The organism is Bosea sp. AS-1, assembly GCF_002220095.1.
In the GTDB taxonomy this organism is placed as follows: Bacteria; Pseudomonadota; Alphaproteobacteria; order Rhizobiales; family Beijerinckiaceae; genus Allobosea.
Genome location: NZ_CP022372.1, coordinates 4,451,630 through 4,464,632, shown reverse-complemented (window position 1 = coordinate 4,464,632; position 13,003 = coordinate 4,451,630). Strand labels below are relative to the sequence as shown.

13 protein-coding genes are annotated in these 13,003 nt (G+C 66.4%); 3 read left to right on the top strand and 10 right to left on the bottom strand.

Annotated features, from left to right (window positions below; genetic code table 11):
* The 5 genes from CE453_RS22995 to CE453_RS22975 form a co-directional block, all read right to left on the bottom strand.
* Complete coding sequence (locus CE453_RS22995; protein ID WP_089176683.1) at window positions 1-1,629, bottom strand: ABC transporter ATP-binding protein; 1,629 nt, start codon at window positions 1,627-1,629, stop codon at window positions 1-3.
* Complete coding sequence (locus CE453_RS22990) at window positions 1,626-2,801, bottom strand: ABC transporter permease (RefSeq protein ID WP_089176682.1); 1,176 nt, start codon at window positions 2,799-2,801, stop codon at window positions 1,626-1,628. Before CE453_RS22990 ends, CE453_RS22995 begins: the two co-directional genes overlap by 4 nt.
* Window positions 2,802-2,803: 2 nt before the next feature.
* A complete protein-coding gene (locus tag CE453_RS22985; protein ID WP_089176681.1) occupies window positions 2,804-3,889 on the bottom strand; it encodes a microcin C ABC transporter permease YejB in 1,086 nt (361 codons plus the stop codon).
* Window positions 3,890-3,896: 7 nt separating this feature from the next.
* Window positions 3,897-5,765 (bottom strand): extracellular solute-binding protein, encoded by a 1,869-nt coding sequence (locus CE453_RS22980; protein WP_089176680.1) that lies wholly within the window; start codon window positions 5,763-5,765, stop codon window positions 3,897-3,899.
* Window positions 5,766-5,933: 168 nt separating this feature from the next.
* A complete protein-coding gene (locus CE453_RS22975) occupies window positions 5,934-6,449 on the bottom strand; it encodes a c-type cytochrome (RefSeq protein WP_089176679.1) in 516 nt (171 codons plus the stop codon).
* A gap of 203 nt (window positions 6,450-6,652) precedes the next feature.
* On the opposite strand from CE453_RS22975, the gene CE453_RS22970 reads away from it, so the two are divergent.
* From CE453_RS22970 to CE453_RS22960, 3 genes are all read left to right on the top strand, one after another.
* Window positions 6,653-7,396: a 3-deoxy-manno-octulosonate cytidylyltransferase gene (locus tag CE453_RS22970; RefSeq protein WP_089176678.1), complete on the top strand. Its 744-nt coding sequence runs from the start codon at window positions 6,653-6,655 to the stop codon at window positions 7,394-7,396.
* An 8-nt stretch (window positions 7,397-7,404) separates the two neighbouring features.
* Complete coding sequence (locus CE453_RS22965; protein WP_089176677.1) at window positions 7,405-8,259, top strand: prephenate dehydratase; 855 nt, start codon at window positions 7,405-7,407, stop codon at window positions 8,257-8,259.
* Window positions 8,260-8,343: 84 nt separating this feature from the next.
* Window positions 8,344-9,240, top strand: a complete 897-nt coding sequence (locus tag CE453_RS22960) for a protein-L-isoaspartate O-methyltransferase family protein (RefSeq protein ID WP_089176676.1) — start codon at window positions 8,344-8,346, stop codon at window positions 9,238-9,240.
* Window positions 9,241-9,274: 34 nt separating this feature from the next.
* Here the strand turns inward: CE453_RS22960 and CE453_RS22955 are convergent, their stop codons facing one another.
* The 5 genes from CE453_RS22955 to nudC all read right to left on the bottom strand — a co-directional run bounded on the left by CE453_RS22955 (window position 9,275) and on the right by nudC (window position 12,987).
* Complete coding sequence (locus CE453_RS22955; RefSeq protein WP_089176675.1) at window positions 9,275-9,580, bottom strand: DUF6295 family protein; 306 nt, start codon at window positions 9,578-9,580, stop codon at window positions 9,275-9,277.
* 15 nt (window positions 9,581-9,595) lie between these two features.
* Window positions 9,596-10,342, bottom strand: coding sequence for a dienelactone hydrolase family protein (locus CE453_RS22950; protein ID WP_198302187.1), 747 nt, complete (start codon window positions 10,340-10,342; stop codon window positions 9,596-9,598).
* Between the two features lie 76 nt (window positions 10,343-10,418).
* Window positions 10,419-10,823, bottom strand: coding sequence for an oxalurate catabolism protein HpxZ (gene hpxZ, locus CE453_RS22945; RefSeq protein ID WP_248307850.1), 405 nt, complete (start codon window positions 10,821-10,823; stop codon window positions 10,419-10,421).
* Window positions 10,820-11,995: an amidase gene (locus CE453_RS22940; protein WP_089176674.1), complete on the bottom strand. Its 1,176-nt coding sequence runs from the start codon at window positions 11,993-11,995 to the stop codon at window positions 10,820-10,822. The genes hpxZ and CE453_RS22940 overlap by 4 nt, the downstream gene beginning before the upstream one ends.
* Window positions 11,996-12,030: 35 nt before the next feature.
* A complete protein-coding gene (gene nudC, locus CE453_RS22935) occupies window positions 12,031-12,987 on the bottom strand; it encodes an NAD(+) diphosphatase (RefSeq protein ID WP_089176673.1) in 957 nt (318 codons plus the stop codon).
* Window positions 12,988-13,003: the final 16 nt, after the last annotated feature.

The window sequence follows — 13,003 nt, the reverse complement described above, 5'->3', positions numbered from 1 at the left end:
TCACTCCCTGACGGCACCATTGGACGCCGACTCGATATTGAGCGCGGCGGCCAGCAGGGCCTGCGTATAGGCCTCGCGTGGCCGGGCGAAGACCTCTTCGGCCGGACCTTCCTCGACGACCTTTCCGTTCTGCATCACGACGAGCCGATGCGAGAGCGCCCGCACCACCTTGAGGTCGTGGCTGATGAAAAGATAGCCCAGCTTGCGCTTCGCCTGCAGTCCGCGCAGCAGGTCTACGATCTGTGCCTGGACCGACATATCCAGCGCCGAGGTCGGCTCGTCCAGCACCACGAATTTCGGGTTGAGCGCCATCGCGCGCGCGATCGCGATGCGCTGCCGCTGGCCGCCGGAGAATTCGTGCGGATAACGGTCCATCGCGGCAGGATCCAGGCCCACATCGGCGAGAGCCTGCGCCACGATCTCGCGGCGGGCGGCATAGGACAGGTTCTTCTGCTGCACGCCGAGGCCTTCCGCAACGATCTCGGCTACCGACATGCGCGGCGAGAGCGAGCCATAAGGGTCCTGGAAGACGACCTGCAGGTCCTTCCGCTTGGGCCTGACCTGTTTGCTGGAGAGTCCGTCGATGCGGTCACCGAGGAAGACAATCGGCCCTTCCGAGGAAATCAGCCTGAGGATGGCGAGGCCGAGCGTGGTCTTGCCCGAGCCGGATTCGCCGACGACGCCCAGGGTCTCGCCTTCGCGCACCTTCACCGAGATGCCGTCGACCGCCTTCACATGGCCGGTGATGCGGCGCAGGAAGCCGGACTTGATCGGGAACCAGATCTTCATCGGTCCGGCTTCGAGCAGCGTCGCAGCATCGCTCGCGACCGGTTCGGGCCGCCCCTTCGGCTCGGCGGCGAGCAGGCGCTTCGTATAAGGATGCTGCGGGTTGTCAAAGATCTCCGCGACCGGCCCTTCCTCGACGACCTTGCCCTTCAGCATCACCACGACGCGATCGGCGATACGCCTGACGATGCCGAGATCATGGGTGATGAACAGCATCGCCATGCCGAGCCGGGCCTGAAGCTCCTTGAGCAGCTTCAGGATCTGCGCCTGCACGGTGACGTCGAGCGCGGTGGTCGGCTCGTCGGCGATCAGCAGGTCGGGTTCGTTGGCGAGCGCCATCGCGATCATCACCCGCTGGCGCTGACCGCCGGAGAGCTGGTGCGGATAGGCGTCGAGCCGGCTTGCCGCGTCGCGGATGCCGACGAGGCCGAGCAGTTCGAGCGTCCGCGTCCGCGCCTTCTCGCCGCGCAAGCCCTTGTGCAGCTCGAGGATCTCGCCGATCTGCTTCTGGATGGTGTGCAGCGGGTTGAGCGAGGTCATCGGCTCCTGGAACACCATGGTGATGTCGTTGCCGCGCACCTTGCGCATCGCGTCCTCGTCGGCCGCGATCAGGTTCTGCCCCTTGAACAGCACCTTGCCGGAAGGATGATGCGCCGCCGGATAGTTCAGGAGTTTCAGGATCGACAGCGCCGAGACCGACTTGCCCGAGCCGGACTCGCCGACGATCGCGACGGTCTCGCCCTTGTCGATCGAGAAGGAGACATGGTCGACCGCGAGCGCCTCCTTGCCGCCCTGGCGGAAGGCGACCGAAAGGTCCTCGACGGAAAGCAGCGGCGCGCTCATGCGAAGGTCTTCCGCGGGTCGAAGGCATCGCGCACCGCCTCGCCGATGAAGATCAGCAGCGACAGCATCAGCGCGATCACGATGAAGCCGGAGAGACCGAGCCAGGGCGCCTGCAGATTGGCTTTGCCCTGCGCCAGCAACTCACCGAGCGAAGGCGAGCCGGGCGGCAGGCCGAAGCCGAGGAAGTCGAGCGAGGTCAGCGTCGTGATCGAGCCGTTCAGGATGAAGGGCAGGAAGGTTAGCGTCGCCACCATGGCGTTGGGCAGAAGGTGGCGGATCATGATCGTGCGGTTGGACAGGCCCAGCGCGCGCGCCGCCCTCACATATTCGAAGTTGCGCGCCCGCAGGAATTCGGCGCGCACCACCCCGACCAGCGAGACCCAGGAGAACAGGAGCAGGATGCCGAGCAGCACGAAGAAGCTCGGTGTGATGATCGCCGCGACGATGATCAGCAGGTAGAGCGCCGGGATCGAGGTCCAGATCTCGATCAGGCGCTGGAAGATCAGGTCGGTCCAGCCACCGAAATAGCCCTGTACGGCGCCGGCCGTGATGCCGATGACCGAGGAGAAGGCGCACAGGATCAGCCCGAACAGCACCGAGATGCGGAAGCCGTAGATCAGTCGCGCCACCACGTCGCGGCCCTGGTCGTCGGTGCCGAGCCAGTTCCATTCGATGTCGCGGCAGGTCGCGCCGCCGGTCCGCTTGGCGATCGGCTTGCACTGCTCGTCCTTGAGCAGCCAGGTCGGTGGGGCGGGGGCCGGGACGGGCAGGTCGAGGTTGTTGGTGTTGTAGCTGTAGCGGATCGGCGGCCAGACCGCGAAGCCGTTCGCGGCGATCTCCTTGGCGATGACCGGGTCGCGATAATCGGTCGTGGCGAGGAAGCCCCCGAATTTTTCCTCGGGATAGTTCACCACGACCGGAAACAGCCACTCGCCCTTGTAGCGGACGAGAAGAGGGCGGTCGTTGGCGATGAACTCGGCGAAGAGCGACAGCACGAACAGCGCCAGGAATAGCCAGAACGACCACCAGCCGCGCTTGTTGGCCTTGAAGTTGTTGAGCCGGCGCCGGTTGATCGGCGTCAGCTTCAGCCAGCCCTGACTCGCTTCGACAGGCGCCAGCGGCGCGTCGCTGCGGAGAGAGGGCGGCGGAACGTCGAGCAGCGTATCGCTCATCCTCAGCTCTCCCGCGTCTCGAAATCGATGCGGGGATCGACCCAGCTATAGGTCAGGTCGGTGATGAGGTGCACGACGAGGCCGATCAGCGAGAAGATGTAGAGGTTGGCGAAGACCACCGGATAATCGCGGTTGACGATCGCCTCGAAGGAGAGAAGGCCGAGCCCATCGAGTGAGAAGATCGTCTCGATCAGCAGCGAGCCCGCGAAGAGCGCGCTGACGAAGGCACCGGGGAAGCCGGCGATGACGATCAGCATCGCATTGCGGAAGACATGGCCATAGAGCACGCCACGTTCGGTCAGGCCCTTCATCCGAGCGGTCAGCACGTATTGCTTGCGGATCTCGTCGAGGAAGGAGTTCTTGGTCAGCAGCGTCGAGGTCGCAAAGGCGCCGAGCGCCATCGCCGTCACCGGCAGGCAGATATGCCAGAGATAGTCCTTGATCTTGCCGATCAGCGAGAGGTCGCTCCAGTTGTCGGACGTCAGCCCCCGAAGCGGGAAGATCTGCCAGAAGGAGCCACCGGCGAAGAGCACGATCAGCAGGATCGCGAACAGGAAGCTCGGGATCGCGTAACCGATGATGACGATGGCGCTGGTCCAGGTGTCAAAGCGCGAGCCTTCCTTCACCGCCTTGCGGATGCCGAGCGGGATCGAGATGGCGTAGGAGAGGAGCGTCATCCACAAGCCGAGCGAGATCGAGACGGGCAGCTTCTCCTTGATGAGCTGTAGCACCGGCGCGCCACGGAAGTAGGAACGGCCGAAATCGAAGCGTGCGTAGTCGGTCAGCATCTTCCAGAAGCGTTCCGGCGCCGGTTTGTCGAAGCCGAACTGCTTCTCCAGTTCCTTGATGAAGGCGGGGTCCAGCCCTTGCGCGCCGCGATAGGCGCTGCCGTCGCTATGGGCGCCGGTATCGCCCCCCTGGCCGCCGCCGACGCGATCGGCCGCGCCGCTATTGGGGTTCTGGAGCTGGGAGATCACGCGCTCGACCGGGCCGCCGGGAGCAAACTGCACGATGATGAAGGACACGAGCAGAATGCCGAACAGGGTCGGCACCATCAGGGCGAGTCGCCGGGCGATATAGCTCAGCATGCGCCGGTCACGCCTTCCCGATCCGCTTGGCCTTCTCGGCGTCGTACCACCAGATGCCCGGCGCGCCGGAGCCGTATTTCGGCTTGGTCTGAGGCCGGTCGAACATGTCCCAATAGGCCAGCCAGACCTCGTCGTTCCACCACATCGGGATCCAGTAGCGTCCGGCACGCAGCAGCCGGTCGAGGCATTTCGCGGCGGTGACGGCATCGGCATAGCTGTGGGCCTGGCCGATCTTGTCGATCATGGCATCGATGGCAGGGTCGCTGATACCGTTCTGGTTGCGCGATCCGCGCGTCTTCGCGGCTTCCGAGCCGTAGACGACGCGCAGCGTGTCGCTCGGGATGGCGCTGCCGCTGAGGGCGCGCGTGATGATGTCGAAATCGAACTCGTCGAGGCGGCGCTGATACTGCGCCGGATCGACGAAGCGCGAGGTGGCGTTGATGCCGAGCCGCTTGAGATTGGCCTGGAAGGGCTGGGTATGGGGCTGGAGCGCCGGATTGGAGTCGAGGAACTCGATCTCGAAGGGCTGGCCGTTCGGCAGTTTCAGCACATTGCCCTCGCGCCTGCAGCCGGCGGCGCGCAGCATCTCGTCGGCCTTGCGCAGCAGGGCGCGGTCGCTGCCGGAGCCGTCGGAGACCGGCGGCAGCCAGGGCTCGCCGAAGACTTCGTCCGGCACCTTGCCGCGCCAGGGCTCGAGCAGTGTGAGCTCCTCCGGCGAGGGCTTGCCGACGGCCTTCGAATCCGAGTTCTCGAAATAGGAGGTCAGTCGCTCGTAGAAGCCGAACATGATGGTCTTGCGCGTCCACTCGAAGTCGAAGGCCAGGCCCAGCGCCTCGCGGATACGCGGGTCGGCGAATTTCTCGCGCCGCAGATTGTAGATCCAGCCCTGCGAGGCCACGGGTTCCGTCCTCGGCAGGCTTTCCTTCTTGACCTTGCCTTCCTTGATCGCAGGAAAGTCGTAACCCGTCGCCCAGATGCGAGAGGTGAACTCCTCCTGGAAGGTGACGACGCCGCTCTTGAAGCCCTCGAAGGCGACCTGGCGGTCGCGGAAATACTCCCAGCGCACACGATCGAAGTTATTGGTGCCGATATTCACGGGCAGGTCCTTGGCCCAGTAGTCGGCAACGCGCTCGAACTCGATGAAGCGGCCTTGCTCGAAGCGCCCGACCTTGTAGGGGCCGGAGCCGAGAGGCTGCTCCTGCGTCGAGGCGGTGAAGTCCCGCGTCGACCAATATGTTTCCGAGAACACGGGCAGGCTCGCCACGACCAGATGCAGGTCACGGCTGCGCTTCGGCGAGAGCTGCACGACGGCGATGTCGTCACCCTCGGCCGTGGCCGAGACCAGCTCGCCCAGAATCAACCGATAGGAGGGATGTCCCTTCGTCTTGAGGATGTTGAGCGAGAAGGCGACGTCCTTGGCCGTGACCCGCGAGCCGTCCTGGAATTTCGCTTCGGGCCTGAGCCGGAAGCGATAGGTCAGCTTGTCGGGCGAGACGGCGACGCTTTTCGCCAGCAGCCCGTAGAGTGAGCCCGGCTCGTCGCCTGAGCCTGCCATCAGGCTGTCGAAGCAGGCATCCATCCCGGCCGCGCCGTCGCCCTGCAGCACCCAGATGTTCAGCGTGTTGAAGGTGTCGAAGCTCTGGTTGCCGCTGGCGCTCTTGATTTGCACCGTCAGCGTGCCGCCCTTGGGCGCCTGCGGATTCACATAGGGGAAATGCGGGAAATCGGGTGGCAGGGCGAGTTCGCCGAAGGTCGAGAGCCCGTGCGCTTCGGTTTCCTGCGCGAGCGCCGACCCGGACAGTTCCGGCAGGGCGGCCGCTGCCGCCATGACGCCTCCGGCTTCGAACAGCCTGCGGCGTGTGATGCGCATCGCCATCGTCTCGCGTCTCCTTCTCCGATTCGCCTGTCCCTTGTCGCCCGCGAAGGCCGGAACGGCAATGCCGAAGCATTCTCGCCATGGTGAGGGCAGGAGTGAGACGCCGCAAGAAAAAGCCGGGCATGAAGCCCGGCTCGAAACGTCAGCAATCGACCGAGGCGAAGCTGGTCACTTCAGGGTGCTGAGATAGGCGATCACGTCGGCGCGGGTCTGCGGGTTGCTGATGCCGGCGAAGGACATCGCGGTACCCGCGACATAGGCTTTCGGGTTCTTCAGGAAGTGGTCGAGGCCTTCGGCCTCCCAGGTCTTGTCGGTGCGACCCTTCATCGCAGCCGAGTAGCCGAAACCTTCGACGGTGCCTTCGTTGCGGCCGACGACGCCGAAGAGATGCGGTCCGACCTTGTTGGCGCCGCCCTTCTCGAAGGTATGGCAGGCCTTGCAGGCGGCGGTCGCCTTTTCGCCCTTGGCCGGGTCGGCCTTGGCGAGGCGATCCGCGATCGGCGGATCTTCCGCGGCAGCCGGGGCCGGGCCGCCGGCAGCCGCCGGTTCCGCGCTGGGCAGATCATAGCCGGGAACGGCCGGCTTGTGTGGCGCGAACGCGATGCCGGCTACCATCTGGAGGCCCATCACCACGAGCAGCGTGGAGAGAACCGCGCCGGCGATCTTGTTGGCTTCGATATTCATCGTATCCGAACCCTGGAGCCTTCCGCAGCCAAGGCGCGGGAGACGAGATAGCGGTTGGCCGGAGTCTTGAACGGCTCCAGCCTCGGATGCTGCTTAACCGCTTTGCGCGCTTGATTGCAACTCGTATAAGCGCGCTTCGTTTCGAGAACTTTTCGACGCCGCTTCCGATCAGGTGCGGTGTTCCACCGGACCTGCCGCCGCTCATGCCGAATCCGCTGATTCTCATTCCCGCCCGCATGCAGTCGACGCGCCTGCCCGGCAAGCCGCTCGCCGACATCCATGGCGAGCCGATGATCGTCCATGTCTGGCGCCGCGCCATGGAGACGGGCTTGGGACCCGTCGTGGTCGCCACCGATACGCCCGAGATCGTCTCGGCTGTGGAAAAAGCGGGTGGCCGCGCCGTCCTGACCCGCTCGGATCACCCGTCCGGCTCCGACCGCATCAAGGAAGCGGCCGATCTCGTCGATCCGCAGGGCCGTCACGACGTCATCGTCAATGTCCAGGGCGACCTGCCGACCATCGACCCGCGCGTCATCATCGCCTCGGTGAAGCCGCTCGAGGAGCGTGTGGTCGACATCGTCACGCTCGCCACGGTGATCACGCGCGAGGAGGAGAAGACGGAGCCGAGCGTCGTCAAGGCGATCGGCAGCACGATCGCACCTGGCCGGATGCGGGCGCTCTACTTCACTCGCTCGACCGCTCCGAGCGGGGAGGGGCCGCTCTATCATCATATCGGCCTCTATACCTATCGTCGGGGCGCGCTCGACCGCTTCGTCTCGCTGCCGCCGTCGCCGCTCGAGCAGCGCGAGCGACTGGAGCAACTGCGCGCCGTCGAGGACGGCATGCGCATCGACATCATCGTCGTCGACGACGTGCCGCTCGGCGTCGATACGCCTCATGATCTTGATCGCGCCCGCGCGATCCTGAAGTCCCGTGCAGGAGCCTGAGAGTCCCCATGTCCTTCGTCGTGTCCTACCAGGGTGAGCCCGGAGCCTTCTCCTCGCAGGCGGCTCTCCAGGTGTTTCCGGACTGCGAGCTCCTGCCCTGCGCCACCTTCGAGGACGCTCTCGCCGCCGTCAGCGACGGCAAGGCCCGCTATGGCATGATCCCGATCGACAACTCGATCGCCGGCCGCGTCGCCGATATCCATCATCTGCTGCCGCGTTCGGGCCTGCACATCGTCGGCGAGCATTTCCTGCCGATCCGCTTCCATCTGATGGGCGTGGAGGGCGCGACGCTGGGCACCGTCAAGACGGTGCAGAGCCATATCCATGCGCTCGGCCAGTGCCGCAAGATCATCCGCAAGCTCGGGCTGAAGGCCGAGGTGGCGGCCGACACCGCGGGCTCCGCCCGGCAGGTCGCGGAGGCCGGCGACGTCACCCGCGCCGCCATCGCCCCGCGCATTGCCGCCGATGTCTACGGCCTCAATATCCTGATGGAGGATATCGAGGACGAGAAGCACAACACCACGCGCTTCGTCGTGCTTTCGAAATACCCCGAATATGCCCGCCAGGGGGCCGGCAAGACGGTGACGACGCTGATGTTCCGCGTCCGCAACATCCCGGCGGCGCTCTACAAGGCGATGGGCGGCTTCGCCACCAACGGCATCAACATGACCAAGCTGGAGAGCTACATGGTCGACGGGCTGTTTTCCGCGACCATGTTCTACGCCGATGTCGAGGGACATCCGGAGGATCCGGCGCTCCGGCGCGCGCTCGACGAACTCGCCTTCTTCTCCAAGGAGATGAAGATCATGGGCGTTTACCCAGCCAGCGACTTCCGCTCGACCATCGAAGAGCCGGCGGAGTAACCAGGGGGCATTCGTGCCTCGCCTGGCGGTTGATCCGCACCGCTGAAGCGATACCGTTGAACGACGGCGCTTCGAGGGGCGGGTATGGTTGACCAGCAATCTGTGACTGCGGAGGCGCAGCGGACTGCCAAGCTGCGGGCGTTCTTCGCCCGCTACGTGACCTGGGTGGGCGCCGTTCGCGATCCTCGGATCGAGGCCGCCTTCGCATCCGTTCCGCGCGAGCCTTTCGTCGGGCCGGGACCATGGCAGATCCGCGTCGCCAGCCCGTGGAAACAGGGGCCCGGACGTGTCGGCTATGTCGAGACGCCGGATGCCGATCCCGCCTTCCTCTACCAGGACGTGCTGATCGCGCTCGATCCGGCGCGTGGGATCAACATCGGTGAGCCCAGCCTGCATGCGCGCTGCCTCGACTGCGTCGCAGCGCAACCGGGCGAGACGGTTGTCCAGATCGGCGCGGGCAGCGGCTATTATTCGGCCATCCTCGCCACGCTGGTCGGCCCCGAGGGCCATGTCCATGCCTATGAAATCGATCCCGCCCTGGCGGAACGAGCCGCGGCCAATCTCCAATCCTGGCCGCAGGCGAAGTTGATGGCCCGCTCGGGCACGGTCGACGGCCTGCCCCAGGCCGATGTCGTCTACGTGAACGCCGGGATCAGCCGACCTTCCGCGAATTGGCTCAAGGCATTGCGCCCCGGCGGCCGGCTCTTGTTTCCGCTGCAGGGGGAGCAGCGGCGGGGCGGAATGCTTCTTGTCGAGAAGCCGTGGGATGGAGAGCCGTCGTCCTGGTCCGCGCGCTTCATCTCGCAGGCCAGCTTCATTCCCTGCCAGGCGGAGCAGGATGCCGAAATCGAAGGCGATCTCGCGGCCGCCTTCGCAAGGGGCGACATCGCGAGCGTGCAGTCGATCCGCTTTGGCGGCGAGCCGGACGAGAGTTGCTGGCTCGCCGGCGGGAGCTGGTGGCTGTCGACCGCGCCGCCATGATCGGCCGGAGCAGGCGAGAAGCGGGAGCTGTCGCCTAAGCCACCCTGACGAAACGCGCCGATGCACCCCTGCCGCGCACCTCTGCCTCCTCGAATTCCGCTTCCGCAATCGCTCGCCCGAGCGCTTCATGCAGTGCCTTGGCGGTTTCGAGCGTCAACTCGATGCCGGCCCGCGCACCGGCGTCGAGCCCGGAGTTGACGAAATCCAGCGTGATGGCATCCGCCAGCGGCGCGTGGCGGGCATGGTCATAGGCGACGACCGCCTGCGTCAGCGCAAACCAGTCCTCGCCGCGCTTGGCCATGCCTTCGACCGGGACGATCTCGACAATCGATGTGCACATGCTGTGCTCCTCCGATTAGGACAGATGCTTGCCGAAGAACGCGAAGATCTTGCTCCAGGCGTCCATCGTCTGCTCGGGGCGATACATCGGCCGGTGCCAGTAGAAGAAGCCGTGGCCGGCGCCGTCATAGCGGTGGAACTCGTAAGCCTTGCCGTGCTGCCTCAGCTCCGCCTCGTGCTGATCGACCTGTTCCGGACTCGGAGCGCGGTCCTCGTTCCCGAAAATGCCGATGAGCGGACAGGACAGGTCCTTGGTCAGGGTGTTCGGCGAGACCGGCGTCTTGGCGTTCAGGTCTTCCGGCGGCATCACCACGCGGCCGCCCCAGAGTTCGGCGCAGGCGTCGACGTCCTGCTTCCGGCAGGCGTAGAGGAAGGCATGTCGTCCGCCGGAGCAGGAACCAAACAGCGCCACCTTGCCATTGTGCTCCGGCTGGCTGCGCACCCACTTCACCGCGGCCGCGGTATCGCCGACGACCTGGGCATCCGGCACGCCGCCTTCGGCGCGCACCCTGGCGGCGACGTCGTCCGGATTGCCCGGTCCTGACCGCTCGTAGAGATTGGCGCAGATCGCGATGTAGCCGTGATGGGCGAAGCGCCGCGTCGTCTCGATATAGAACTCGCTCCAGCCGGGCAGGTGGTGGACCAGCACCACGGCCGGGAAGGGTCCGGGTCCCTCGGGCTTCGCGACATAGGCGGTGATGGGATCGCCTCCGTCGCCGCCGATGGTCACGTTCGCGCAGGTCATGCCGCGGTAGAATGGCATCGGTGCTCCTCCAGCATTGTCCGACCGGCGCAGTGAACGCCGATTTCAGGCCGCCTTCATGACGAGGTCGGGCCGTTTACCAGGGGCGCGGCCCCTCCATCGTCGAGACATGGGCCGAGACGACCTTCCAGCCCAGATCCGGGAAGCGCACCCAGCTCTGGCTCTGTCGGCCGACCACGTCGCGCCCGCGTACCTTGAACTCCAGGTTCACGGTGGCGAAGTCGCGACCGAGCGTCAGGATCTCCAGCCGGATCCGCTTCTCCTTGATGCCCGGCCCCGGTGGGCGGGCGACGCGATGGGCGTGGATTTCGGAAAAGCCGTAGCCGTTTTCGCCCAGAGCGTAACGAATGGTGTGCGGGCTGTTCCAGAAGCTGGCGTCGAGCACGTCCACGTTCTTGTCGATCAGCGCCTGCTCGTAATGCTCGAAGAGTTCGCTGATCTCGGCAACGACCTCGGGCCGGTTCGGGGTCAGATCGGTCAAGCGGCGTCCTCCAGAGCTTGTGCGACGGCGATCAGGCTGGCGTCGCTGCCGCGCGCACCGATGATCGACAGACCGACGGGAGCGTCCCCGACTGTCGCGCCCGGCAGGTTGACCTGCGGGTGACCTGCCAGACCCCCCTGTGCGCAGAGGCAGGTGATGCGGTCTCGCATCGGTTGCAGCGTCGGCATCGGCAGTCCCCGCAGCGGCGCGGGGAAAGGCGTCGTGGGCAGGCACAGGATCGTCCCGGGCGGGAGCAGGTAGCGCAGCCGGGCGCGCGCCTCCTCGCGCATCAATGCGGCCCAGTTGCGCTCGCTCGCTGAAACTTGCGAGCCGGCGATCAGACCCGCGGCAACGCTGAAGGCCATGCGCGGATTGTGCTGCTCGATCCAGGGCTTGAAGGTCTGCCAGGCTTCCACCGGCTGCAGGCTGCGCTGGGCTCGCGCCCAGACGGAGAGCCCTTGCGGCGCCATGATCTCCTCGCGTGGCGTGGTGCCGAGGACGCGTGCCAGCCGCTCGACCATCGGGCGCAAGGCGTCGGCGACCTCCGGATCGGCGAAGCCGAAGGCATCGACGGCGACGAGAAGCTTCGTCGGCAGGGGACCAGGCGCCTCGCCCAGTATCACCGTGCCGATACGGGCGAAGGTTCGGGCATCGCGGGCGAACCAGCCGGCGGTGTCCGAACTCGGCGCCTGCGGCATCAGCCCGGTCAGGTCGAGCCGGCCATGCGTCGGCCGGATGCTGTAGAGGCCGCAGAAGCTGCCGGGCACGCGCATCGAGCCGCCCGTGTCGGTACCGAGCGCGGTGTCGCATTGTCCGGCTGCGACGGCCGCTGCCGATCCGGAAGAGGAGCCGCCGGGCACCCGGTCCGGCGCGGCGCTGTTGAGCGGCGTGCCGTCGAAGGCACTCTCGCCGAGGATGCCGAGCGAGACCTCGTCCGTGATCGTCTTGCCGACAAGCTCCGCGCCGGCGTCCATCAGGACCTGCACGGCCCAGGCATGGCGCTCCGGCACCGGATTGGCCCTGGCCCAGTCGTGATTGCCGCCGCCGGTGGGCACGCCGGCGATATCGAACAGGTCCTTGACCGCGAAGGTCAGGCCCGAGAGCGGTCCACCCGGCTTGCCGGGGATATGGGCCCGTGGGCCGGGTACGAAGGCGTTGATCCTGTCCGTCATGAGGGTTCTGTCGTCATGCTCCCCCAGGGCAGGCCCTAGATCCGTTCGCCTTCCAGCGCCCAGGCGCGGACCAGCGTGTTGGCGATGGCGATGTGCTGCGGGCAGGCGAGGCCGTCGGGATGCTTGCCGTCGAGCATCTGCAGCACCTCCTCGCGCGGAAACCAGCGGCCGGCCTCGAGCTCGGTCATGTCGAGCGTGATCTCGTCGCCCAGTGCTTCGGCGATGCAGCCGACCATGATCGACGACGGGAAGGGCCAGGGTTGCGAGGCGATGTAGCGGACGGTGCCGACGCGAAGACCGGCTTCCTCCCAGCTTTCGCGCCGCACGGCATCCTCCAGCGTCTCGCCTGGTTCGACGAAGCCGGCGATGCAGGAATACATGCCCGGTGCGAAGCGCGCCTGGCGTGCCAGCAGGCACGTATCGCGGCGCGTCACCAGCATGATCACGACCGGGTCGGTGCGGGGAAAATGCAGGGCGCCGCAGACGGTGCATTCGCGCCGCCAGCCCGAGGTGCCGGGGACGGTCTGGCCGCCGCATTGTGCACAGAAGCGGTGCCGGGCGTGCCAGTCGAGCACCGCCTTGGCTTCGCCCAGCGGGCCGACCTCATCCTCCGGCACGAGCCGCTTCAACGCGACCGAGCGCAGATCGGTGACGACGAGCTCAGGGCGCTCCTTCAGCGTTTCGGCGAGGGCCCGGTCGAGCAGTCGTCCGAAGCGGGGCGAGCCATCCTCGGCCATGCCGAGGAAGATCTCCTCCAGCGCGGGACCGAGCATCTCGGTCTCGCCATGGCTGAACCAGACGGAGAGCGTGTCGCCGTCGATGCGGTTGAGGATCGGCGTCTCGCCAGCTACGGCGGCGATCAGCGTGTCCGAGCGGTGGCGCAGTGCCGTCACCGCATCAGGCTTGTTGCGCAGGTCCTCGCGCCGGTCGAGCCGGTTGACCGCGAAGCCGGTGAGGGAGGAGCGTTCGCGGCGGAGGGGCGCATCGGTCATGCCATCGGTCTAGACC